18 protein-coding genes and 3 riboswitches are annotated in these 25700 nt (G+C 46.4%); of the genes, 15 read left to right on the top strand and 3 right to left on the bottom strand.

Going from position 1 to position 25700, the window contains the following annotated elements; translation table 11 throughout:
- The first annotated feature begins 31 nt into the window (after positions 1 to 31).
- Positions 32 to 1816, top strand: a complete 1785-nt coding sequence (locus G5A70_RS06415; RefSeq protein WP_173748850.1) for an ABC-F family ATP-binding cassette domain-containing protein — start codon at positions 32 to 34, stop codon at positions 1814 to 1816.
- Between the two features lie 23 nt (positions 1817 to 1839).
- On the opposite strand, the gene G5A70_RS06410 is transcribed toward G5A70_RS06415, so the two are convergent.
- From G5A70_RS06410 to G5A70_RS06400, 3 genes are read right to left on the bottom strand one after another with little or no spacing between them, the layout of a single operon-like run.
- Positions 1840 to 3270, bottom strand: coding sequence for a phospholipase D-like domain-containing protein (locus G5A70_RS06410; protein WP_173748849.1), 1431 nt, complete (start codon positions 3268 to 3270; stop codon positions 1840 to 1842).
- A gap of 32 nt (positions 3271 to 3302) precedes the next feature.
- Positions 3303 to 4064 carry an AIM24 family protein gene (locus tag G5A70_RS06405; protein WP_173748848.1) on the bottom strand — a complete coding sequence of 254 codons (762 nt, stop codon included), beginning with the start codon at positions 4062 to 4064 and terminating at the stop codon, positions 3303 to 3305.
- Between the two features lie 33 nt (positions 4065 to 4097).
- Positions 4098 to 5321, bottom strand: coding sequence for a 6-phosphofructokinase (locus G5A70_RS06400; protein ID WP_173748847.1), 1224 nt, complete (start codon positions 5319 to 5321; stop codon positions 4098 to 4100).
- A gap of 161 nt (positions 5322 to 5482) precedes the next feature.
- Here G5A70_RS06400 and fba point away from each other — a divergent pair, with 161 nt between their 5' ends.
- The 14 genes from fba (at position 5483) to G5A70_RS06330 (ending at position 25295) form a co-directional block, all read left to right on the top strand.
- Positions 5483 to 6352 (top strand): class II fructose-1,6-bisphosphate aldolase, encoded by an 870-nt coding sequence (gene fba, locus G5A70_RS06395; protein ID WP_173748846.1) that lies wholly within the window; start codon positions 5483 to 5485, stop codon positions 6350 to 6352.
- 110 nt (positions 6353 to 6462) lie between these two features.
- Positions 6463 to 7806, top strand: a complete 1344-nt coding sequence (locus tag G5A70_RS06390) for an MATE family efflux transporter (RefSeq protein WP_173748845.1) — start codon at positions 6463 to 6465, stop codon at positions 7804 to 7806.
- A 65-nt stretch (positions 7807 to 7871) separates the two neighbouring features.
- Positions 7872 to 9242: an alanine/glycine:cation symporter family protein gene (locus G5A70_RS06385; RefSeq protein WP_173748844.1), complete on the top strand. Its 1371-nt coding sequence runs from the start codon at positions 7872 to 7874 to the stop codon at positions 9240 to 9242.
- 187 nt (positions 9243 to 9429) lie between these two features.
- Entirely contained in the window at positions 9430 to 11628 is a 2199-nt protein-coding gene (locus G5A70_RS06380) for an NlpC/P60 family protein (RefSeq protein ID WP_173748843.1), read from the top strand.
- A 127-nt stretch (positions 11629 to 11755) separates the two neighbouring features.
- On the top strand, positions 11756 to 12199 hold the full coding sequence (locus G5A70_RS06375) for an Rrf2 family transcriptional regulator (RefSeq protein WP_173748842.1): 444 nt from the start codon (positions 11756 to 11758) through the stop codon (positions 12197 to 12199).
- A 199-nt stretch (positions 12200 to 12398) separates the two neighbouring features.
- Positions 12399 to 12800, top strand: a complete 402-nt coding sequence (locus G5A70_RS06370) for a pyridoxamine 5'-phosphate oxidase family protein (protein ID WP_173748841.1) — start codon at positions 12399 to 12401, stop codon at positions 12798 to 12800.
- 31 nt (positions 12801 to 12831) lie between these two features.
- A complete protein-coding gene (locus tag G5A70_RS06365) occupies positions 12832 to 13464 on the top strand; it encodes a 4Fe-4S binding protein (RefSeq protein WP_173748840.1) in 633 nt (210 codons plus the stop codon).
- Between the two features lie 85 nt (positions 13465 to 13549).
- Positions 13550 to 13729: riboswitch (cobalamin riboswitch) on the top strand.
- Positions 13730 to 13862: 133 nt separating this feature from the next.
- The gene (gene nikB / locus G5A70_RS06360; RefSeq protein WP_173748839.1) at positions 13863 to 14801 is read left to right on the top strand and encodes a nickel ABC transporter permease; all 939 of its coding nucleotides are present in this window, start codon (positions 13863 to 13865) and stop codon (positions 14799 to 14801) included.
- Positions 14802 to 15641 (top strand): nickel transporter permease, encoded by an 840-nt coding sequence (gene nikC, locus G5A70_RS06355; RefSeq protein WP_173748838.1) that lies wholly within the window; start codon positions 14802 to 14804, stop codon positions 15639 to 15641.
- Complete coding sequence (locus tag G5A70_RS06350; protein WP_173748837.1) at positions 15641 to 17236, top strand: ABC transporter substrate-binding protein; 1596 nt, start codon at positions 15641 to 15643, stop codon at positions 17234 to 17236. The genes nikC and G5A70_RS06350 overlap by 1 nt, the downstream gene beginning before the upstream one ends.
- An 11-nt stretch (positions 17237 to 17247) precedes the next feature.
- On the top strand, positions 17248 to 18033 hold the full coding sequence (locus G5A70_RS06345; RefSeq protein WP_173748836.1) for an ABC transporter ATP-binding protein: 786 nt from the start codon (positions 17248 to 17250) through the stop codon (positions 18031 to 18033).
- Positions 18026 to 18982: an oligopeptide/dipeptide ABC transporter ATP-binding protein gene (locus G5A70_RS06340; protein ID WP_173748835.1), complete on the top strand. Its 957-nt coding sequence runs from the start codon at positions 18026 to 18028 to the stop codon at positions 18980 to 18982. Before G5A70_RS06345 ends, G5A70_RS06340 begins: the two co-directional genes overlap by 8 nt.
- A 17-nt stretch (positions 18983 to 18999) precedes the next feature.
- Positions 19000 to 19917 (top strand): LysR family transcriptional regulator, encoded by a 918-nt coding sequence (locus tag G5A70_RS06335; protein WP_173748834.1) that lies wholly within the window; start codon positions 19000 to 19002, stop codon positions 19915 to 19917.
- A gap of 43 nt (positions 19918 to 19960) precedes the next feature.
- Positions 19961 to 20149: riboswitch (cobalamin riboswitch) on the top strand.
- 169 nt (positions 20150 to 20318) lie between these two features.
- Positions 20319 to 25295, top strand: a complete 4977-nt coding sequence (locus G5A70_RS06330; RefSeq protein WP_173748833.1) for a DUF4430 domain-containing protein — start codon at positions 20319 to 20321, stop codon at positions 25293 to 25295.
- 95 nt (positions 25296 to 25390) lie between these two features.
- Positions 25391 to 25584: riboswitch (cobalamin riboswitch) on the top strand.
- Positions 25585 to 25700 lie beyond the last annotated feature (116 nt).

The raw sequence follows: 25700 nt of genomic DNA, 5'->3' as shown, positions 1-25700 counted from the left end.
GTTAAAGGATTAAATGCAGAGGAGTCTTTTCATGAATATTTTAAACATAGAAAATATCAGCAAAATTTACGGAGAAAAAGTGATTTTTGACCATGCGTCCTTTGGTATTCAAGAAGGGGACAAAATCGGTATTATTGGTATAAATGGTACGGGAAAAACCACGCTTTTGAAAATGGCAGCCGGATTGGAAGAACCGGATGAGGGACAGATTATTAAGCAGAATAATCTGCGGATTGCCTATCTGCCGCAAAATCCCCAATTTCCGGAAAATGCCACGATTTTGTCTTATATCCAGGACAGTGAGCAGCAGTGGAAAATAGAGAGCAATTTGAATAAGCTGGGGATTCTGGAGTATGATACGCCGATAGAATATCTTTCCGGAGGACAGCGGCGCAAGGTAGCTCTGGCTAAAGTACTGGCTTTGGATTTTGATATGTTGCTGCTGGACGAGCCTACCAATCATTTGGATGCGGAGATGATTGCCTGGCTGGAAGAATATCTGCGGGAATTTCGGGGAACCGTCCTTATGGTTACCCATGACCGTTATTTTTTAGACCGGGTGACAAACCGGATTCTGGAAATCAGTCATGGACAGATGTACAGCTATCCTGCGAATTACTCCCAGTTTCTGGAAATGAAAGCGGAGAGAGAAGAAATGGAACTGGCCTCTGAGAGAAAACGGCAGAGTGTGCTGCGCATGGAACTGGAATGGGCCAAGAGAGGCTGTCGGGCCAGAAGTACCAAGCAAAGATCCCGATTGGAACGTCTGGAAGCGTTAAAAAATCAGAGTGCCCCGGTGAAGGACCAGACTGTGGAACTGGATTCCGTGGAAACCAGAATGGGAAAAAAGACCATCGAGCTGCATCAGGTGAGCAAAGGCTTTGGAAGTCTGAAAATTGCAGACGATTTTGAATATATCTTTCTGAAGAATCAGAAGGTGGGAATTATCGGGCCAAACGGCTGTGGAAAATCCACGTTTATGAAGATGCTGGCAGGTTTGGTGAAACCGGACAGCGGAACCATTGAAATTGGGGAAACAATTCGCATGGGATATTTTGCTCAGGAAGAGCAGCATATGGACGAAAAGCAGAGAGTGATTGATTATGTCAAAGATATCGGGGAGTATATCACTACAAGAGAAGGCAGAATCAGCGCCTCCCAGATGCTGGAGCGTTTTCTGTTTACACCGGATATGCAGTACGCCCCCATTGGTAAACTTTCAGGGGGAGAGAAGCGGCGGCTGTACCTGTTGGGTATCTTATGCGAAAATATCAATGTGCTTTTACTGGACGAGGCCGGGAATAATCTGGATATTCCTACCATGACGATTCTGGAAGATTATCTGAACTCTTTTCAGGGCATTGTGATTACCGTATCCCATGACCGCTATTTTCTGGATAATGTGGTGGACCGGATTCTGGAGTTTGACGGAAATGGACACATCTGTCAGTATGAGGGCGGTTATACGGATTACCTGAGTGCAAAAGGGCAAAGTGGACAGGCGCAGAGTGGTTCACCAGAGAAAAGGGCGGAGAACACAGAAAAGAAAGCGAACAAAGACTGGAAACAGAACCGAAGTACAAAGCTGAAATTCACCTATAAAGAGCAGAGGGAATTTGAGACCATTGATGAGGACATTACAGCGCTGGAAGAAAAAATTGCTCATTTGGATGAGGAAATTATGAAAAACGCCACCAATTCCGGGAAACTCAATGAACTGACACAGGAAAAGGAAGCGGCTGAAGAGCAGTTGGAAGAAAAAATGGACCGCTGGGTGTATTTAACTGATTTGGCGGAAAAAATAGCGGCGCAGTAAGAAACTGCGCCGCTCTGTGCGTTCTACAGGAATCTGCGAAGCGGAAGAATCACTACGCGCAAAACACCATAAAAAACTTTCTTTCCGGTGGTCATTTCTTTCGCTTTATAGTTTTCTCCATACTGATATTCTCCGTTTTCCTGCATGATTTTACTGTAAGTTTTGTCTGTTTCCACTTCTTTGCGTATCATGGAGTTCAGTGCCGGAGCATCCACGGCAAGCATAAGTTCCGTATCCTGGTAAGTGCTGCGCATATCCAGATTATAAGAGCCCAGAATGCTCATACGGTCATCCAGCAGGACAGCCTTGGTATGGCAGGAATGTTTTCCCATAAATTCATAGACCTTTACGCCGGTTTTTCGGATATTTTTCTGCTGATTGAGATAATCCGTACAGCCCCAGGGATTGGCACCGCTGGCTACGTCATTGGTAATGATTTCCACCGAAATATTTTTCTCCTGCAGAGAAGCCAGATCCTGATACATTTCTTTGCCGCAGATAATATACGGGGTGTAAATGGTTACCTCTTCCGCTTCGGACATAAGTTGGTGCAGAGCATACCACATCCAGGGCTCTTTGTTTTCCGATTCCAGAGGATTGCATAAAAGAGAAATCTTGTTAGTCTCAAAAGTTTTTCCTTCATAATTCCAGGGTTCATAAACCTGGGGATACAGTTCCTGCAGGCGGCTGAAACGTTCCTTCAACTGTGCCGCAGCATCAGAGACCTTTTTCGTTTCTTTTTTGCACACAAAATCTTTGCTGTCTGAGAGTCCCCAGATGTTTTCAAAATAAGTTTTTACTTGAAAGAGAGAAGCGTCCGGATTGCTTTCCGTCTCATATACAAACAGTTCCCGGTCAATATTTTTGGAAGAAGAATAGTCCCCCAAAAAGAGATTCATGGTGTTTCTTCCGCCCAGAAGATACATCTGCTCATCAACAATTACATATTTGTCATGAAGCCGTGCCTGCATATCCCAGGGTTTTAAAAGGTTAATGGGATTGTATACTTTTACCTGAATATTTTCATGGGCTGCCAAAGCCTGGAACCATTCAGGGCTTTGCAGTTTCATGTCCAGAAGTCCGCTGAAACCGTCCACAATGACCCGTACCTTTACGCCGCGTTCAGCCGCATGGTACAGAGCTGCCATTACATCTTTTCCTGCCTTGTCGGCATTAAAATCAAAGGTGGAAAGAATGATTTCTTTTTGGGCGCTGTTTATCATGTGCAGGCGGTATAAGAGGGCGTCTGTGTTGTCAGGGATATAGGCGGCCCGTTCCGTCCCCACCGAAGAACTGTAAAATTCTCTCTCCGCAAACTGTTTTTTGAAAGATGCCGACACTTTTTTGTGAGGAATATAAGGTACCGTCAGAGCCCCTATATACAGAAGCAGAAACAACAGCAGTCCATGTCTTTTCAGAATTCGTTTCACGGAAAAACCGGAAATCTTATGCATGAGGAAAGCCTCCCTTTCTCTTTGGTGTCAAATTAGTCGCTTACAGGCGCAAGCAGAACTTTTCCGGTACCCCGGTATACATTTACCAGTCCTTCGCCGGAGGCCGCAGAGCCAATAAGGGATTTTCCGGAACGTTCTACCGTAAAGTCCAGACTTCCACTCCATGCAATGGCCATATTGCCGTCCACCTTCAGTACATCGTCCTGCAGGGTAATTTCTACCAGTTCTTCTTTCGGGCAGACTGATTCCAGGCAAACCACTCCGTTTCCGGAAAGTCCCAGGTTAAACAGGCCTTCATTTCCGGCTACTGCGGAGGAAAAGTTGGAACGCATAACCGCCTTCTGGCGAATAGAAGAGTCACAGGCCAGGAACAGGCCGTCATCCAGCACCACAGAACCGTTCCAGTCCTCCAGATTTAAAAGCAGCAGATGCTTGTAGGTAGGCTCTAATACCATGACGCCGTCTCCGGTGTATTCCGGTTTGATAGCAGATTCTCCGGTGACTTTTCCCCGGACAGCTTTGCCAAAGAAGTCACCGACGCCCTTAATTCCCGTGACCGCTTTGACATTTCCAACCATCCACTGCATAGCGCCTGACTGGACGGTAACCCGGGCTTTGCTTAAATCGCAGACAACCTGTCTTTTGCGTACATTCATGGCATTGCAAAAATAAGCAGCCGCTGCGTTGTTTGGCATAACGCTCAAATCCCTCAGATATTCGATAACCGTAAAAGGTCCGGCGCTGTCCAGAACGCGAATATCATCGTTGTTTGTAAAATTAGAAATTTGAAACATAAAAACACCCCTTTCGAATAAAAAATATAGTGTCTATTTTCTGGATATAAAATCCGGAAGACCGTCAGAACCCAGTGGGATTTCTACTGCGCCCTGAATCAACGGAAGGGCATAGGCGAAGAAATCTTCTGTGACATCAGAACCATCTTGGGAAATCCATTCCAAAGGCACAGTTTTTTCTTTGTTGCAGATTTCGTTTACATCTTCCAGCCCCAGCGTCATACGATAAGGAAGATTGGAGGTACGCACATAGGAAACCATTTTTCCTGTTTCACCTTTTAAGGCAGCTTTTACGCCAAAGGCACCGGCCAGAACAGCTTCTTTCTGGTCTGTAGCGGACATCATGGAAGCGGAGCAGCGCTGGCTTACGTTTAATTCGACGGAGCGGGCTTTCACGTTTAAGCGGTTTCTTACCAGGTTTTCCAGGTATTTGCCGCAGCCGGCCAGCATTTTGTGACCGAAAGAGTCTGTGCCTACGCTGTTGTCGTATTCACAGATAAAAGTGCCGTCTTTGTCATGAATACCTTCTGATACACAGACAACTACGTTGGGGTTCTTCTCAAAAGCTGCTTCTATTTTTGCAAGAAAAGCTTCCTGGTCAAAAGCAGTTTCCGGAAGATAGATAAGAAGGGGATTGTCGTTTGCATGTTTTCTGGCCAGTGCCCCTGCTGCGGTAAGCCAGCCGGCGTGGCGTCCCATAATTTCAATAATAGTGACAGATTTTGTCTCGTAGACGTTGGCATCTACGGTGATTTCCCGTACGGTAGATGCTACATAACGTGCCGCGCTTCCGAAGCCCGGTGTATGGTCTGTCAGCACCAGGTCGTTGTCTATGGTTTTCGGTTCCCCGATGACGCGGATGTTGCTGCCTGTCTTTGCTGCATACCGGGACAGTTTGCTCACCGTATCCATGGAGTCATTGCCGCCGATATAGAAAAAATACCCAATCTCAAGCTCTTCAAATTTCCGGAAGAGGAGAGGGTATACCGGGTCATTTAAATCTTCGGGAAGTTTGTAGCGGCAGGAACCGAGATAAGCTCCGGGTGTGGTTTTCAGTTTTTCCAGTTCATCGGCGCCAAAGGCCTCTTTGAAATCCAGAAAACGACCTGCCAGAAAACCTTCGATGCCGTTTAACATTCCGTAAACACGTCCGATGGATTCCTGCCGCATGGCTTCTGATACCACGCCGTAAAGGCTGCTGTTAATGACTGCGGTAGGTCCGCCGGACTGTCCTACAATTAAATTTTTTCTGTTCATATATAAAATCCTTTCCTGTGTTTTCTTATTTACAAATTTTATACTTTGGTGCTTTTTCATTATAGCATGGAATCTATGAAATTGCATTAAGAAATGCTTGCCTGAAAAGGAAAATGTGTTATAATGGTTTCAGCACATTAAATAAATGGAGGTCATGAATTATGTTAGTATCAGCAGCAGAAATGTTGAAAAAAGCAAAAGCAGGACACTACGCAGTAGGACAGTTTAACATCAACAACATGGAGTGGACAAAAGCAGCTCTTTTAACAGCAGAAGAATGTAAATCCCCAATCATCTTAGGTGTTTCCGAAGGTGCAGGAAAATATATGTGTGGTTTTAAGACTGTAGCCGACATGGTAAAAGCCATGATGGAAGAACTGAACATCACAGTTCCGGTTGCTCTGCACTTAGACCACGGTACATATGACGGATGCTACAAATGCATCAAAGCAGGATTTTCTTCTATTATGTTCGACGGTTCTCACTACCCAATCGAAGAAAATGTAGAAAAGACAAAAGAACTGGCTGGCGTATGCAAAGGCCTCGGACTTTCTCTGGAAGCAGAAGTTGGTTCTATCGGCGGAGAAGAAGACGGTGTTGTAGGTATGGGCGAATGCGCAGACCCGAAGGAATGTAAAATGATTGCAGACCTGGGCGTAGACATGCTGGCAGCAGGAATCGGAAATATCCACGGAAAATATCCGGAAAACTGGGGCGGACTTCGCTTTGACGTTCTGGATGACATTCAGAAATTAACAGGTGAAATGCCATTAGTTCTGCACGGCGGTACAGGTATCCCGGCTGACATGATTAAAAAAGCGATTGATTTAGGCGTATCTAAAATCAATGTAAACACAGAATGCCAGTTATCTTTCGCAGAAGCTACCAGAAAATACATCGAAGCAGGCAAAGACAACGAAGGAAAAGGATATGACCCTCGTAAATTATTAAAACCTGGTTTTGACGCTATCTGTGATACAATCAAAGAGAAAATGGAACTCTTCGGTTCTGTTGGAAAAGCATTTGAATAAGAAGATAAAAACTCCAGAATAGAATATGCAGAGGTTCTGCCATTTGGGCAGAAAAGAGAAAACGGTATGGCCCGGATAGGGGGCTGTACCGTTTTTATCAGGAGAAAAATATGCAAAAGAATTTTACAAAAGGAAGTGTTTTGAAAGCACTTATGGCTTTTTCCATGCCGTATCTGCTCAGTTGTTTTTTGCAGACCTTTTACGGTATGGCAGATTTATATGTGACAGGGCAGTATAACAAAGCGGCGGCTATTTCCGCTGTTTCCATAGGCAGCCAGGTGATGCATATGCTTGCCGTGGTGGTAGTGGGGCTGGCTATGGGGACCACAGTGCTTCTGGGACAGGCTGTGGGAGAGAAGAATCAGGAAAAGGCCGGGAAAATTGTGGGAAATACGGTGGTTTTGTTTCTGGCGGTATCTGTGGTGTTTACAGGGCTTTTACTGCTTGGCACAGATCAGATTATGGAGTGGGTGGCTGTGCCGAAAGAAGCGTTGGCACAGACGAAAAGCTATCTGACCATTTGCTTCTGCGGGATTCCCTTTATTACTGCCTACAATATTTTAAGCTGTATTTTCAGAGGCATGGGGGATTCCAAAAGTCCCATGTACTTTGTGGCAGCGGCCTGCGTGCTGAATATTCTGCTGGATTTCCTTTTTATCGGAGGATTTCAGATGGCGGCGACAGGGGCGGCTCTGGGGACAGTACTTTCCCAGACGGCCAGTGTGATAATGGCATTTGCGGTCATTCGGAAGAAAAAAGAATTTGCCTTGCATCTGACAGGAAGAGATTTGAGACCGGAAAGAGAAACCCTGGGGAAAATTCTGAAAATTGGTGTGCCTGTGGCCTGCCAGGACGGATTTATCCAGATTTCTTTTATCTTAATTACGGTCATAGCAAATCAGAGAGGCGTTGTGGCAGCGGCAGGCGTGGGGATTGTGGAAAAGGTTATCAGTTTTCTTTTTCTGGTTCCCTCTGCCATGCTGTCGTCCATTTCGGCTATTGCAGCACAGAATGTAGGTGCAGGAAAACATGAGAGGGCAGAGAAAACCCTGGGATATGGGCTTTTGATTTCCGTGTCCTTTGGGATTGTGGCAGCCTTGGCCTGCAATCTGGCGCCGGAGATGATATTAGGCTTGTTCTCTAAAGAAAAAGATATTATTTTTATGGGAAGCCAGTATTTGAAGGCTTATGCACTGGACTGTGCCATTGCGGGGGTGCATTTCTGCTTCAGCGGTTATTTCTGTGCTTACGGAAAATCTACGGTTTCTTTTCTGCACAATTTGATTTCCATGGCTGCTGTGCGGGTTCCGGGGGCTTATCTGGCGGCAGTATATTTTCCGGATACCCTGTACCCTATGGGATTGGCGGCGCCGGCGGGCTCGCTTTTGTCATCGGTTATCTGTATGGCTGTGTTCTTGTATTTCAGAAAGAGGAGAATCAGACAGTCCTTGTGAAAAAGGGCATGTTTTTGCTGGTTTTTGCATAGGCTTTAAAAACGGAACAAGGACAGTCTTTTGATATGCAGGAATTTGTTCACGGACTGCAGCGGTTTGTATGGGGACCTGGAATGCTGGTGTTTTTTCTGGCAGCAGGTATCCGTTTCACCCTGCAGTCCCGTTTTTTTCAGCTTCGGAAACTGCCTTTTTGGTTAAAAAGCACACTGGGTTCTCTGAAGAAACAGGAGGAATCAGAAAGAAGAGAGGAACACTCTATTTCGCAGTTTCAGTCTTTCTGTACGGCACTGGCGGCCACTTTGGGAACGGGAAACATTACGGGAGTGGCAACAGCGCTGATGTTTGGCGGGCCGGGAGCGATTTTCTGGCTTTGGGTTTCGTCTTTTTTTGGTATGATGACCAGTTATGCGGAAAATTTTCTTGGGATAAAATACCGCTACAGAGACGAAAAGGGACGCTGGAAGGGCGGCGCCATGGTTTATATGGAACGTGGATTACAGTGCCGGCCGCTGGCTGTGGTTTTTGCTGTCTGCTGTCTGGGGGCGTCTTTTGGCATGGGGAACATGGTACAGGGAAATTCTATGGCTCAGGGGCTTTGGGAGGCTTTTCACATTCCTCCCTTTGTATCCGGATGTATCTGTATGGTGTTGGTTGCCGTGGCCCTTACCGGCGGAGTGAAGAGAATTGCGGCTTTTACGGAAAAGCTGGTTCCGCTTATGGCAGCGGCCTATCTGGGCGGAGCGCTGGTGGTGCTTTTTGTTTACCGGGAGCGGATTCCAGAGGCGTTTCGGCTTATAGTTACAGAGGCGTTCCGGGTGCAGGCGGCGGCAGGCGGGATTGCCGGATATGGCATGGGGCAGGCTGTCCGCATGGGAATTGCCAGGGGAATTTTCTCCAATGAGGCGGGGCTTGGCTCTTCTGTTCTGGCCCATGCCAATACGCAGGTATCGTCGCCCCAGGTGCAGGGGATGTGGGGGATGGCAGAGATTTTTATTGACACCATGGTAGTTTGTACGGTGACAGCGTTGGTACTTTTGGTCAGCGGTGTGTATGAACCCCAGGGATTTCTGTCCCGGATACAGACCGGCGGGCCTATCACAGACGGAACTACGCTGACAGGAATGGCTTTTGCCACAGTAATTCCCTGGGGGCGGCAGTTTTTGGCAGCAGCTACGGCACTTTTTGCTCTTGCTACCATTCTGGGCTGGTCCTGCTTTGGGGAACAGACGGCAGAGTACCTGGGGAAGGAAAAAGGAGTGGCCCTGTACCGGCTGGTTTACATTCTGGTGACCCTGCCGGGGTGCATACTGGCGCCCCAGATGATATGGGAACTATCGGATGCCTTAAATGGTATGATGGCTGTTCCAAACCTGCTGGCTCTGTTTTTTCTGGGGCGGGAAGTGCGGTATGAAAATGCGAACAAAGAAACCGGATAGAAGGAAATACTATAAAGAAACGATAAAATAAAGTGTAAGGAAAGGTTTTTCTTCGTCGTTTTATACAATGAAAAAAACAAAAAAATTCCTTTTTTTTCTAAAGAAGGGTTGTTTTTATGAATTAGTTGCGTTAAACTGAAAAAGGCAGACAAAGATAATTATCCTGAGATACTTGGAGGAAAAAAGATTGAAATTGAAAGAACTAAAGAGAGTGCTTGCCCTATCCATGGCATTTACGCTGGCGGTTCCTGCCAATGTATATGCAGCAGAGGTGCAGGTACAGACAGAGGGCAACAGCCATTTAGAAGCAGAGACCCCGGAACAGCCGGAAGCTCCACAAGAGAATCAGACGGAACAGACGCCGGAAACACCGGAAGGTGAGAATAGCGGTACAGATACAGAAACCCCGGAGCAGCCGGAAACCCCAGAGACACCGGAGACACCAGAGACTCCGGAAACCCCGGAGGTTCCGCAGCAAGAGACCCCGGAAGCATATGAGCAGAGAACGGGCTACCAGCTGCCGGAAGGTCATCATTATGTATTGGACGCAAATGGCTTTGTGATATTACTGGAAGACGGTTCTCCTAAGGTGGAGGCAGACCAGCCGGAAGTTCCGCAGCAAGAGACCCCGGAAGCATATGAGCAGAGAACAGGCTATCAGCTGCCGGAAGGTCATCACTATGTGTTGGATGCAAACGGCTTTGTGATATTATTGGAAGACGGTTCTCCTAAGGTGGAAGCAGACCAGCCGGAAGTTCCGCAGCAAGAGACCCCGGAAGCATATGAGCAGAGAACAGGCTATCAGCTGTCGGAAGGTTATCATTATGTGTTGGATGCAAACGGTTATGTGATTTTGTTGGAAAACGGTTCTCCGCAGATTGCAGCAGATGACACTTCTGCACCGTCTACCAATGAGGAACTGGTGGCGGATCAGCAGATATATGAAGTTCCCCAGCTGGTAGAGGACTTCCGCTTCTGGACCGTGGCCAGAAAATACGCTTTTGCAAAAGATAGTCTGGAAATCAAAGAGGAAATGAATCAGGAATCCCGCAGTGTGGGAACTTTGGACAAGGAAGGCGTGTGCTATATTCTCAAAGAGGAAGAAGACGGCTGGTTATATGTGGAATCCGGCAAAGTCAGAGGATTTGTAAAGGCAGACACCGTGACGACTGGCGAGGACGCGCAGAAGATTCTGGAAAAATACCAGAAGAAAGCCAAAGAAAAAGCAGAGAAAGAAAAGAAAACTTATACGGGAATTGAGGGAACAGCTCCGGTCGCAAAGGAACTGGTGCCTTATCTGGAAAACAAAGCTTTTCTGCATCTGAGAGCTACGGTAAATCAGACGGTTGTACAGAAAGATTATGCGCTGACCACAGCAAGTCTCCTTAATGTAAGAGAGGGAAAAGGCACAGACAGCCGTATTGTGGCAACGCTTACCAGAGGAAGTCTGGTGTATGTCATTGCGGACAAGGACCAGGATTGGATTTACATAGAGTCCGGAGATGTCCGGGGATTTGTAAGCCGTGAATACCTCAACATGGCAGATACGGTTAAGACAGAAGTAGAGCAGAAAGGTGAAGAGACTTACACGACAGCGGAGTCTCAGATTGAGCAGGATGAAAACCAGGCCCGCTATTATACACTGACCTCCATTAAGTCCGGTATTCCGGGGGGAGAAGTGCGAAACTCCATCGTGGAATTTGCTTCTCAGTTTATCGGAAATCCTTATGTATGGGGCGGTACCAGTCTGACAGACGGTGCAGACTGCTCCGGTTTTGTACAGAGTATTTACAAGCAGTACGGCTATGACCTGCCCAGAGTGGCAGAAGACCAGGCTCAGTATGGTACCAAAATTGCCGTAGAAGATGCGCAGCCGGGAGATTTGATTTTCTATGCTAAGGACGGATATATTTTCCATGTGGTCATGTATGCAGGAAATGGCAAGACCATTGAAGCAAAGGGAACGAACTATGGTATTGTGTCCGATGATGTAAATTCCAACTGCGCAGTATGGGCCACCAGAATTCTGGACGATACCAGAACCGTATACGGCAGCAGTGATATTGCAGAAGTCAATGCTACAGAAGATATGTACGGCGAGTTGTTAGGAAACTTTAAACTGACTTACTACTGCTCCTGCGAGATTTGCTGTGACGTGGAAACCGGTATTACCGCAACGGGCACACCGGTTGTAGAGGGACAGACAATTGCTGTAGACCCAAGTGTGATTCCATACGGAACCAAAGTCATTATTAACGGCCATGTATTTACTGCAGAGGACTGCGGCGGTGCAATTAAGGGCAACCGCATTGACGTCTATGTCAGTGACCATGACAGAGCCAATGCACTGGGCGTAAATTATGCAGATGTATATTTGATGAAATAAGCATACAGAAAAAGCAGAAGGAACTGTGTCAAAGCGGTTCCTTCTGTTTCGTTCATTGACATGACAGCAAGGCCGTTTTATAATTTAGTACAACGAATCAGAAAAAGAGAAAGGGGGGGGAATCTGTATGCAGATTTCAAGCCGTTTTACCATTGCCGTACACATATTGCTTTGTATAGATACGTTTCAGGGGAAATACAAACTCACCAGTGAATTTCTGGCATCCAGTGTGCATGTGAATCCGGTGATTATCCGAAAAATTCTGTCCCAGCTGAAAGCCGCCGGAATTGTGGAGGTGCAGAGGGGAAGCGGAGGCGCGTCGATTGTGGGAAAGCTGGAAGAAATCAGCTTTCTGGATATTTATCGTGCGGTAGAATGTGTGGAAAAAGAGGGTCTTTTTCATTTTCATGAAAGTCCCAATCCCCTGTGTCCGGTGGGAAGAAATATTCATCAGGTGCTGGATGGCAGACTTATCCAGGTACAGAATGCGTTAGAGAGAGAACTTGAAAAAATGACGCTGGCAGATGTGGTAAAAGATGCCAGAACCTGTATGGCAAAAGAAACAGAATAGAGAAAGACAGTGCCTGTCAGAGGACATGCTCCCTTTTAAGCAAATGTTGAAAAAGGAAAACAATTTGCTTGGAAGGGAATTTTTTATGGCAAAATGAAAAAAATAAGGTTGTAACTATTTACATTACAATTAAGAGGGGTTATACTGTCGTTGTAAATAAGGTTATTACAACGAATAAATGAAAAAGGAGCATAACATCATGAATGAAGTCGTAAAATTTTTACAGGAAAACCCGGTACAGTATCTTGCAACCATTGGACGTGACGGAAAGGCAAAATGCCGTCCCTTTATGTTCTGCTTTGAAAAAGAGGGGAAATTATGGTTTTGCACCAATCACACCAAGGATGTTTTTAAGGATATGAAAGAGAATCCCTATGTGGAAGTGACCGTATCCAGCCCGGATTATACCTGGATTCGATTGAACGGAAAAGCTGTTTTTGAGGATAATCGGGAGGTAAAAGAAGCCTGCATGGAGAATCCTATTGTAAAGGGACAGTACGAAACCGCAGACAATCCGATTTTTGAAGTGTTTTATTTGGCAGAAGCAAAAGCGGTTCTTGCAGATTTCTCCGGTAACCCGCCGAGAACCTATACATTTTAAGGATATTTTATAAGAGAAACGGGGGATTTTTATGACTGCACAGGAATGTTTGAAGTATATTGTGAAGGAACTGCATACTGTGGTGTTTTCCACAGTGGATGAAAAAGGCTATCCCGTCACTTGCGCCATTGATATGATGGATGGAGATGAAAGCAGTCTGTATTTTCTGACGGCCAGAGGAAAGCAGTTCTTCAGTCGCCTGAAAGCCAACAGACATATTGCGTTTACCGCCCTCCGGGGAAAAGATACCCTTTCCAGTATAGCGGTTTCCGTACAGGGAGAGGCAAAAGAACTGGGCAGCGGCAGAGTGGAAGACTTGTTTCAGAAAAATTCTTATATGTATGAAATTTATCCCACACGACAGTCGAGAGAAGCTTTGACCGTTTTTCAGATTTACAGGGGCCGGGGGGAATGGTTTGATTTGTCAAAAAAGCCCATAGAGCGCTTTGACTTTTCTTTCGGAGAAGCCAGCCGGAAGCAGGAGGGATATGTGATTACCCGGAAATGTATTCACTGCGGTGTGTGCAGTCAGACTTGTCCCCAGCAGTGCATTGACGTCGCTGCCGGGGTTATCAGGCAGCAAAATTGTCCGCACTGCGGAAACTGTTACCGCAGATGTCCGGTTAAAGCTGTAGAAAGGAGAGGACGAGGTGACACAGAGTGAAAGAAGACTTAAAAAGTGTATCCATAACAAATAGTGATACATAAAGTGTTGAATTTTCAAAATCTTCCAGTATAATTAGGGGCAGAAATCATAACAGGATATAAGTTGCGCAAGCATTCATAGAGAAACCGGTGCAAGTCCGGTACGGTCCCGCCACTGTAACAAGGAGTTTTTGCAGCGTATGCCACTGAAGGAAAACTTTGGGAAGGTGCTGTAGAAGCGGTGAGTTGAAGTCAGGAGAACTGCTTATATCTTTGGGAAGTTTCTCACGGCTGATGAGAACTCTTAAAATACGGTTAGGTATAAATAACAATATCGAATTTTATGAGTAGAGACAGTCTGTATATGCATATATCAGATTGTCTTTTTGCCGTTATAAAAACAGGAGGTGGAAGATTTTGAAAAAAGAAAACCTGGGCAGGCGGCTTTTGCAAATCGTAATTGTGCTTTTTGGAATCAGCTTTTTTACCTTTGGCCTGACCTATTTGTCCCCTGGTGACCCGGCGGAAATTATGCTTACCGAATGCGGAAATATTCCCACGCCGGAGCTTCTGGAGCAGACCAGGGCAGAACTGGGGCTGGACAAGCCTTTTCTGGTGCAGTACGGAAACTGGTTAAAAGGGGTGCTGACCGGTGATATGGGAAAATCCTATTCCATGAAGGTTCCGGTAGTGGAAAAACTGGTATCCTGCTTTTTTCCTACCCTCAAGCTGGCACTGGCATCTTTGCTTATTATGATATTGTTTTCCATACCATTGGGAATATTGTCAGCAGTTTATCACAACCGCTGGCCGGACTATCTGGTGCGGGGCCTGACTTTTTTCGGCGTTTCGGTTCCCAATTTCTGGATTGGTCTGATTCTGCTCAGTATTTTCGGGGTGCAGCTTCGGTGGGTGACCGTGTCCGGGGGAAGTACCGATTTTAAATCCCTGGTGTTGCCGGCTGTTACCCTGGCCATTGCCATGTCTGCCAAATACACCAGACAGGTGCGGATTGCCGTGCTGGAAGAGCTGCAGCAGGATTACGTTACAGGGGCTCGTATGAGGGGGATTTCAGAGAAAAAGATTTTGTGGAAACATGTGCTTCCCAATGCTACGCTTCCTCTGGTAACGCTTTTGGGGCTTTCCCTGGGCAGTCTGCTGGGCGGAACGGCAGTGGTGGAAATTATTTATAACTGGCCGGGGCTTGGAAGTATGGCGGTAAAAGCCATTTCCTGCAGGGATTATCCTTTGGTGCAGGGCTATGTTTTGTGGATTGCCCTGCTCTACATGGGCATTAATCTTTTGGTAGACCTTTCCTATGAACGGCTGGACCCAAGACTGAAGGAGGAGCGGTAAGTGAAAATTTGGAAATTTTTGAAGACAAACAGGCAGTTTACACTTTTTCTCACACTGGCTCTGGGGATTGCCGCCATTGCCGTATTTGCACCGTGGATTGCTCCCAAAGATCCCTACGAGGCGGTGATGAGCCATTCTTTGCAGGCGCCGGGAGGAGAATATCTCTGCGGTACGGATAAGCTGGGAAGAGATGTGCTTTCCAGAGTTATCTACGGCACCCGTTCTTCTCTGGTCATGACCCTTTGTCTGGTTGCCGTGATTTTTGTGGTGGGAACTGCGCTGGGAATTCTGGCCGGATATTTCGGCGGGTTTGTGGATGCCGTGATTATGAGGATTGCAGATATGATGATTTCCTTTCCCGGACTGGTGCTGGCTATTGCCATTGCAGGTCTTTTAGGACCCAGTATGGTCAATGCCGTCCTTGCCATTTCGGCAGTGAGCTGGACAAAGTATGCCAGACTGGCTCGAAGTATGGTGCTGAAAATAAAGAAAAATCTTTACATTGAGGCAGCCGTAGTAACAGGAACCCGAAATCATAAAATCATTCTGAACTACATTTTGCCCAATATGATTACCACCATGGTGGTGACTGCGGCAACAGATATCGGAACCATGATGTTGGAACTGGCGTCCCTGTCCTTTCTGGGATTCGGCGCCCAGGCTCCGGTTCCCGAGTGGGGGCTTATGCTCAACGAGGGCAGAACTTATCTGACCAAGGCTCCCTGGCTGATGTTGTATCCGGGAATTGCCATCGTCATTGTGGTTGTTGTGTTTAATATGCTGGGAGACAGTATCCGTGATATTTTAGACCCCAGACAGGAAAAGAAAAGGAGAGCGTAATGAAAAAGAAATGGGTAAGAAGAATATGCAGCACTCTGTTGGCAGGAAGTATGGCGGCGTCTCTGCTGACCGGATGCGGGAGTGGAAACGGAGAAAAATCAGAAGGCAGTGCCTCCTCCTCTTCTGCACAGGAAAAGCAGGAACTGACCATTGGTGTAACCAGCTTTGCAGATACACTGGAACCGACAGAGCAGTATTTCAGCTGGGTGGTATCCCGGTATGGAATCGGTGAAACACTGGTAAAATTTGATGAAAAGGGAGAGATTGTACCCTGTCTGGCAGAAAGCTGGGAAAATAGCCAGGACAAGCTGACCTGGACTTTTAAAATCCGTGAGGGCGTGAAGTTTTCAAATGGAGAAGAAATGACACCGGAGCTGGTAAAAGCCTCTCTGGAGAGAACCTTTTCTCTAAGCGACCGTGCGGAAACCTTTTTCGCGCCTGCCTCCATAGAAACAGAGGGACAGAATCTGAAAATCACCACCAAAGAACCGGTGGCAGTCCTTCCGGGCAGCCTTGCGGATCCGCTGTTTCTCATTGTGGATGCCAATGCGGATACGGAGTCCTTTGCCATGTCCGGTCCTATCTGCACAGGACCTTATGCGGTGGAATCCTTTAGCCCCACGGATTCCTGCGTGGTAGTGAAAAATGAATATTACTGGGGTGGGGAGGTACCCCTTGAAAAGGTGGTATTAAAATGTATCGACGACCAGACCACCCGTTCCATGGCTTTGCAGACAGGGGAAATCCAGATTGCCTACAATTTGAAAACGGAAAACCTGGCAGATTTTGAAAACGATGACAGTATTCAGGTGCAGGGGCTGGAATCCCTGCGCTCCACCTACGCCTTTATGAATCAGAACGGCGTTTTAAAGGACAAAGCGTTAAGACAGGCTATCATTCGGGGATTGGACCGGGAAACCTACTGCAGCACACTGCTGGAAGGGGGCGCAACACCGGGAAAAGCGCCGGTTCCTCCAACGTTGGACTTTGGCTTTGACCAGCTTCAGGACGAAAATGCCTATGACCCGGAAGGCGCAAAGGCTCTGCTAAAAGAGGCAGGATATATAGACAAGGATGGGGACGGCTTTGTAGAGCAGCCATCCGGAGAAAAACTGGAATTGAATTTCGTTATTTATACCAGCCGGGAAGAGTTGAATGTGTATGCACAGGCAGCCCAGTCCAGCTTAAAGGACATTGGCATCAACGTAAAACTCAATACCGTAAGCTATGAAACCCTGCTGGATATGCGGGATGCAGGGGAGTTTGATTTGCTTATCTGGAATGTTCTGGTGGCAAATACAGGAGACCCGGAAAAGTATCTCCGAGAAAACTGGTACAGCACTTCCGCGTCGAACCAGACGGGCTATAAGAACGAAGAGGCAGATAAGCTTTTAGACCAGCTGGCGCAGGAATTTGACCCAGAGAAACGAAAAGCTTTGATTATTCAGATACAGCAGCTGATTATGGATGATGCGGCAACCGTCTTTTTTGGCTATGAAACCACATACCTGTTTTCCTCCAAAGAGGTGCAGGGAGCCACCCTGTATCCCATGGACTATTACTGGCTGACAAAGGACATTGCATTTGCAGAATAGAGAGGCAGATTATGCTGGAAATAAGAGATTTGACGATTCAATACGAAGGACAGCCGCCTGTGCTGGAGCATTTTAACCTTTCTATGAAAAAAGGGGAAATCATCAGTATTGCAGGAGAAAGCGGCAGTGGAAAGACCACGGTTATCCGGGCTATTTTGGGCGCTTTGGCAGGCGGCGGGAAAATTACAGAGGGTGAAATCCTGTTCCTTGGCGAATCCCTGACGGAAAAATCCCCAAAAGAATGGAGAACCTTAAGAGGCACGAAGATTTCCATGATTTTTCAGGACTGCGGGGGAACCTTAAATCCCATCCGGAAAATCGGCAGTCAGTATGTGGAATATATCTGTACCCACAGTAGGGCTTCCAAACAGGAAGCATGGAACCGGGCTGTTCAGATGCTGAAAAAAATGCATCTGCCTGACGGAGAAGCTGTGATGAAAAGCTATCCTCATCAGCTAAGCGGCGGTATGCGGCAGAGGGTGGGAATTGCCATGGCTATGACCTTTCAGCCCCGGCTTTTGCTGGCAGACGAGCCCACCAGCGCGCTGGATGTGACGACTCAGGCGCGGATTGTCCGCCAGATGATGGAACTTCGAAGGGATTATCAGACAGGAATTATCATGGTGACGCATAATCTGGGCGTAGCGGCCTATATGGCAGATAAACTGCTGATTATGCAGAACGGAAAGGTGCTAGACCAGGGAAGTACAGAAGAAGTGCTGCACAATCCGAAAAGCGATTATACCAGAAAGCTTTTGGCAGCAGTACCGGAAATGGAGGGAGCGCGTTTTGTTTGAGAAAAGAGAATGTATTTTGCAGGCAAATCATCTGGTGCGGCAGTTTCCGGCGCCAAAGAAAAAAGTGCTGACAGCCTGTAATGACATCAGTCTGGAAGTTTACAGAGGAAAGACGCTGGGAATCGTAGGGGAAAGCGGCTGCGGAAAATCGACTCTGGTGCGGATGCTGATGCAGCTGGAGCAGCCGGATAGAGGAGAAATCCTTTTTCACGGAAAGAATCTGGCTGAAATGACTGCAAAAGAGAAATGGCTGAACCGGCAGAAGATGCAGATGGTATTTCAGGACCCGCTGGCTTCCTTTCATCCCAAACGAAAAGTCATTGACATTCTCACCGAGCCGTTGGAAAATTATAAGAGACTGAAAAAAGGGGAAAAAGAGGCGAAGGCAAAAGAACTTCTGCGTATGGTGGAACTGCCGGAAGACCTTCTCTGGCGGTATCCCCATAGTATGAGCGGCGGACAGCGGCAGAGAATCGGCATTGCCAGAGCCCTTTCCCTGGAACCGGAAATTCTCATTTGTGATGAAGCCACGTCAGCGCTGGACGTTTCGGTACAGAAGACAGTGATTGAATTGCTGGTAAGACTTCAGAAGGAAAAGCATATCAGTATGGTCTTTATCTGCCATGACATTGCTCTGATTCAGTCCTTTGCCCATCAGATTGCGGTGATGTATCTGGGCCATGTGGTAGAGTTGCTTCCGGGGGAGCAGGTTGGAAGTCATGGAGCACATCCCTACACACAGGCTTTGCTGCAGGCTCTTTTCTCCGTCCGGGATGACAGACGAAAAGAGATAGAAGGTCTGGAGGGAGAAGTGCCCAGTCCCTGTGATTTGCCAAAGGGCTGTCCTTTTTGGAGCCGCTGCAGATACGGGACGGAAACGTGCAGGGAAGAAAAACCTAAATTGAAAGAAATTGCCCCGGGGCATCTGGCTGCATGCCACCGGTTGTAAGAGAGGAAGAAAAAGATATGGAGATGAAACAACTGCAGTATTTTGTGGTAAGCGCAGAGGCAGGGTCTTTGAGCAAAGCCGCAGAACTTTTGTACACGACCCAGCCCCATGTAAGCATGACCATTCAGAAACTGGAGTCCAGTCTGGGGGTTCCTCTGCTGAAACGGAGCAAAAAAGGCGTGGTGATAACAAAAGAAGGGGAACTGGTTTACGAACAGGTAAGAGAGATTCTCAAAAGCCTGCAGACGATTCAGGATGTGAAAAACCTGGAAAAGAAGGAGCCTCTTTTAGTAGCTGCCATGCCAAGCAGTTGTTTCGCCGGAATCTTTGCTTCCTTTTATGCAAAAGCGGAAGGAATGCAGGCAGGGTACTGGGAAGGAGCTTTGGATAAGGTCATTCACCGCACGGCCCACCGCCAGGCACAGGTAGGTCTTGTATTCATTTCCTCGCATCAGAAAAAGGCCTCAGAGCGACTTTTGAAAAAGATGAGGCTGGAATTTCACCTGCTGAGGGAAACAAAGCTGGCTCTTTATGTGGGGCCGAAAAGTCCGTATTATGAACAGAAAACCATAAAAAAAGCAGACCTGCAGAAGATTTCCCTGGTGCAGAATATGGCAGAGGAAATCCCTTCTTTTTACAATCTCAATTCCCGTCATTTAAAAGGCGAGATACCGGATGGGGCAAAAGCGGTAAACGGTGTTCTGGTGAACAGCGCCCATGCTATGAAGCAGCTGCTTTTAAAAACAGAGCTGGGAAATATCAGCACCGGATTTGATTTGTGCTGTGACAAGAAAAGCAGGCTCCATAAGCTGGAACTGGAGGACTGTGGGGCAGATATTTCCTGCGGCTACGTCAGACGGGCGGATACAGAGCCTGGAATCTGCACAAAACAGTTTTTGGAATTTCTGGAAGACAAATTCGCAGAAATGCATTGACACTTTGACTAACATTGTGTAGTATAGAGTAGAAAGAAAGGTATAACTGCATAATAATAACGGTCACCGGATGTGTTACATGTCCGGAGTTAAAAAGGAAATCCGTGTAAATCGGATACAGTCACCTCTACTGTGAAATGGACAAGGAAATAGTACCATTGGGGAAAACCCGAGAAGGTATTTCTGCGGAAGAAGTTGAGTCAGAAGACTTGCCGTTATAAACGTTTCGTGTTTCCGGGCTGAGGATGTTTTGCGGTTTTACAATATGAAAATTTAATATGGTAAAGTGATAATAGAGGCTCTTTTGTCTGGTAAAGATGAGAGAGCCTTTTTTGCATGCAAAATTTCCTCAAAACAAACATAGGACAATTATGCAGAATAAAAAGAAAAGGAGAAAACATATGAAACACAAGAAACGACGTGCGGGCAGCCGAATGCTCAGTATTGTTCTGGCCATGGTTCTCATGGTATCGGGTATTACTGTGCCGGTGCAGGCAGACACATTGCCCGCAGCAGAAGAAAGCACTGCTTATGAGCAGCAGGCAGAAAACGTGGAAAGTACGGAACATTACCAGGAGTCGGAAAATCAAGAGTCAGAAATTCAGGAGCCGGAAGAAGCGGTGCAGCCGGAAGCGGGTGAAACAGAGCAGATTTCGGTTCCTGAAATGATGCCGGGAGAGGCAGAAACCACGGAAGACCAGGCCGCAGAAGAAAAGCCCTATGTATACTTCCAGTATGATGACGGAAGAATACAGGAAATGGATGAAAACAACACCTTTACTTTAAATGCCATGGACGAAGGTACTTTTGTTCTGGCAGGCACAGACAAACGGCCAGACTGGAATGTATCCGCAAAAGTGTATACATCGGATATAGAATATACCGAACACTATTGGGTAAATGCCAGCGGACGGTATCAGCCGGCAGACCTCCGGGTTGTGGAAGGTTATGTCTGCAACGCAGACAACATGGGAGAAGTCTTCCAGAGATTTAAAATCAACAATGTTTCCAGTAATGTGGAAGAGCTGAAGGTTTTCGTAGGAGACCAGGAAGTATCTTTGGACAAACCTTACGAAATGCACGGAACAGACAGCGGAGTTGCCTATTTAAAGGCCAGAGTCAAAGGCTCAGACGAATTTAAGAAGGTTCCCGTCGCCGCTATGTATCATGAGAATATCAGCGGCCCCGGCATTATCCAGAATCATGCTGAGGGCAGCAAATTCACCATGGAAAGCGAAGGAGAGGCTGTTTTCAAGCTTGGCATGGGGGAAGATAAACAACGCCTTTCCAAAGAGTTTAAGGTCATCTCCAAAAACGTAGCGTTGGAAGACTTTCAGGTTACTGTTCCAAGTGTCTGGTATATAGATTCCTGGAATCCTCTGGGCGGTTACTATGTAGGTATCACCAAAGGAAATGACCCGGATGATTATAACTGCAGCTTTACGCCGTATAATGCCACAAATCAGAAGCTTGTCTGGGAGGCAAAGACACCGGAAATTGCAGAGTTTATGGAATATTTCGGAAACGGCATTGTGCCAAAGAAGGCAGGCGTGGCAAAATTCCATATTTACAGCCAGGAAGATAAGGATATTTCTCAGGACATTAGTGTGGAATTCAAATATAAATACCCCCTGCAAAAGGCAGAATCAGAAAAGGATACCTATGAACTGGAAGAAGGTAGTTCCAAAAGCGTTCAAATTACACCAACACCTTCCAATGCTACGGAGCAGAGATTTAACTGGTCTTACAGCAAGGAAGGAATTGTAGAAGTTACAGATGAAGTGCAGACAGTCGTTGGAAATGTAAATGCACCCAGAAAAACCGTACACACCATTAAGGCAAAAAAAGCCGGAGAAGTACAGGTAATAGGAACACCCTGGGACGCTACGGCAGACTGCAAGCCTGTACAGTTTACTGTGTTGGTCAGCAAGGGCGGTATAGTTCCCGACGATACAGACTATACGGCTTTGGTGAAAGAGGATATACAGCATGGCATGGATTATCTGCAGAAAGAGCCTGTAAATGCATACGGAGACGAATGGAATATTTTCACAACCCTTCGTGCAGGCGGAACCATCAGCCAGGAAAATCTGGACGCTTATTATGCCAGTGTGTCGGAAAAATTAAAAACAGGGCTGACAAAGCTTCGGGCCACAGATGTGGCAAGAGTCAGCATTACCTTGGCAGCTATGGGAAAAGATTTGACAGATATTGACGGTGTCAATCTGATGAAGGCGCTCTATAATGATGAACTGAAGATGAAAATCGGCAAAGATACCTCCAATGCCCCTATATGGGCTTTGATTGCACTGGATTGTCAGAATGCAGATATTCCAAAGGATGCAGTATGGACAAGAGAGAAGCTGATTCAGCACATTCTTACTTTCCAGACCCAAGAAGGCGGTTTCGGACTGACAAATAACAAATTCAGCAGTATTGATATGACAGGTATGGCGCTGCAGGCGCTGGCTCCTTACAGGAACAATGATTCTTATCCGGAAGTGAAAACAGCGTTTGACAAAGCTCTGGAACACATGAAAGAAAATATGACAGAGAATGCAGGATTTCTGGATAGCGGAAAAGAAAACAGTTGTACAACCGCACAGGTTCTTACGGCCCTTACCGCAGCAGGCATTGATCCTCTGGACAAAAGCAACGGATTCACAAAAACGGGAAATAAGAATATCGTAAAAAATCTGGACAGCTACAAGGCAGAGAGCGGCTTTATGTGGCAGCAGGGACAGAAAGGCAATGGCATGGCTACCCAGCAGGTGACTTACGCAATGGAAGCGTACAGGCGCTTTGCAGAAAATGAAAACCGTTTGTATGACCTTACAGATGTGATGGATAAGGATACCGCAGCAGTAAAATCCGTTATCAAACAAATTGATGCCATCGGAGAAGTAACGCTGGAAAGCGAAGCGGCAATCAAAGCAGCCAGAACTGCCTATGACAAGCTGACAGAAGCGCAGAAGAAGTTAGTAACCAACTATGGAAAACTGACAGAGGCAGAGGAGAAACTGGCAGAGTTAAAAGAGCAGGCGGCAGACCAGAAAGCAGCTGATGCAGTAATCGAAAAGATTAAGGCCATTGGAGAAGTGACACTGGAAAGTAAGAACGACATTGAAGAAGCCAGAGCTGCTTATGACACGCTGACAGATTCCCAGAAGAAATTAATAAGTGAAGACGTTCTTAAACTTTTGGAAAAGGCCGAGGAAGACCTGAAAAAACTGGAGGAAGAAGCCGGAAACGGTCATGTAGTGGTATCCGTAGAGAGATTTACTATCGGACAGGGCTACATCCACGAGCCGGTAATCGTGCCGTTTGAAAAAGGTGATAATGCGGTTGATATTCTGAAAAAAGTCATTGGAGCAGAAAACTGGGTGGGAGAAGACGGTTCGGCAGCATATCTGGAAGCCATTAAGGGAGCAGATCTTGGTTCAGACCATGTAAAAGTACCGGATTATATTTCCGAAAAACTTGGAGGCCCGACAACCGAAGAAGCATTGGAAAACGGAAAATCCCAGGAGGGAGATGCCCTTGGTGAATTTGACTACAGCTTTATGTCCGGCTGGATGTACCATGTAAATGGCGTGGAAGTGGGTTATGGAATGGCAAGCTATGTACCAAAAGACGGAGATGTACTCAGATATCAGTTCACATTGTGGGGATACGGCACAGACCTGACCGGATATGAGTATGGAAACACGGATCCGGTATTGGATATCTGCAATAAAGATGAAATCACAAGAGTTATGGCAGAAGTCAATGAAGACAGAGACATGCTTATGGCTGTACCGGCAGTGAAAGCGGCCTATGATAAAGCAGTGGAACTGGTTTCCGCAGTGATTACTCCAAAAGCTGAAATTGAAACAGCAACGGAAAATCTGAAAAAGGCTATGGAAGAGGCAAAAGAGCAGATGAGTCAGGATAAACTGGCAGCCGAAAGTGTAATTGCAAAGATTAACGCCATCGGAGAGGTCACTCTGGAAAGCGAAGCAGTTATTACAGAGGCAAGAACTGCTTATGATAAGCTGACGGATGCACAGAAAGAATTGGTAGGAACAGAAAATCTTGCAAAATTGACAGATGCGGAGAAGAAACTGGCAGAATTGAAACAGCAGGCCGAGGAAGACCAGAAGGTAGCCAATGCAGTAATCGAAAAGATTAACGCCATCGGGGAGGTCACTCTGGAAAGCGAAGCGGCTATTACAGAAGCCAGAGCTGCATATGACAAGCTGACAGAAGCGCAGAAAAAGTTTATAAGCGAAACGGAACTTAAAACACTGAAAGCTGCAGAAGCAAAACTGAAAGTGTTGAAACAGCAGGCAGCTGCAGACCAGGAAAAAGCCAATGCAGTAATCGAAAAGATTAACGCCATCGGAGAAGTAACCCTGGAAAGCGAAAAAGCTATTACAGAAACAAGAACAGCTTATAATGCTTTGACAGATGCTCAGAAGAATTTGGTAGGAGAAGACAATCTTGCAAAGCTCACCACTGCAGAGCAGAAACTGGCAGAACTGAAAGAGCAGGCAGAAAATCAGAAGAAAGACCAGGCGGCAGCAGATGCAGCTGCAGGTAAGATTGATGCTATCGGGGATAAGATTACTCTGGAAAGCAAAGCAGCCATTGAAGCAGCCAGAAAAGCCTATGACGCTTTGACAGATGCTCAGAAGAAGCTGGTAAGCAAAGAAACTCTTGCCAAGTTGGAAAAAGCAGAGGAAGAGTTGAAGAAACTGGAAGATAACAACCAGAATCCAAACCCAAACCCAGGCAAACCGGAAAGTGTAAAAATGCTGGTAAATGAAAAATACGGCGTGAAACTGGAAGGAGAGGGTCTGACCTCTGATATGGAACTGGCAGTTACTCCAATCGGAAAAGACAATGCAGACGTAGAAAAGATGAGAAAAGAAATTGCTTCTGACAAATCCGTATTCCGTCTGTACAACATCAAACTCACAAAGAATGGAAAAGAAATCGAACTTCCGTCTGCGTGTGTATTATCCATTCCGGTAGGAAAGGATTATAATGGCAAAGAATTGACTGTACTTCACTGCAGCGATTCCAAAGTGGAAAAACTGACCGGAAAGGTAACCGATGAAGCTGTTTCGGTAGAGGTAAAGAGCTTAGACAGCTTTGGCGTAGTCATTGACACACCGGCCTCCAACGGAAACAATGGTTCCGGAAACCATGGAAATAACGGCAGCAATGGAAGTGGAAACAATGGAAGCGGAAACAGTGGAAGCGGTACATTAAAAGGCACAGGTGCCAAGACAGGTGATGAAGCACCAATCAGCGTTCTGCTGCTCATGCTGGCAGTATCCGCGGCAGCTTTTGGAACAGCTGTTTATAAGAAAAATAGACAGCAGATGAAATAAGGACAGCAAAAACGGCAAAGTTCTTCGGGACTTTGCTGTTTTTTACAAATTCCTTGACATTTTCTGCCTGTTTGTGTAGTATGGTAATAGATTCATAACTGCATACACATGATGGTCTCTGCACGCAGAAAATGCAGAGTTAAAAGGGAAATCGGTGGAAGTCCGATACAGTTGCCTCTGCTGTGATGTTGACGAAGAAACAGTTGCCATTGAACTTACAAGAAGTTTGAGAAGGCGTTTCCGAGGGTGAGACTAAGTCAGAATATCTGCCATTATTTTAAAAATATTTCCGGGCGGAGGAGATTTTGTTGTTGTATGCATTTTAAAATTTCATAATTCAAAAGAACAGAGTTCCTTTACCGGAAAATGGTGAGGGGGCTCTTTTTTATGTGTATCAGGAAAGAT

The sequence above is a fragment of the Blautia hansenii genome, assembly GCF_013304445.1.
GTDB lineage: Bacteria > Bacillota > Clostridia > Lachnospirales > Lachnospiraceae > Blautia.
The sequence above is the reverse complement of the archived record's forward strand: the minus strand, read 5'-3'. Positions and strand labels throughout refer to the sequence as shown.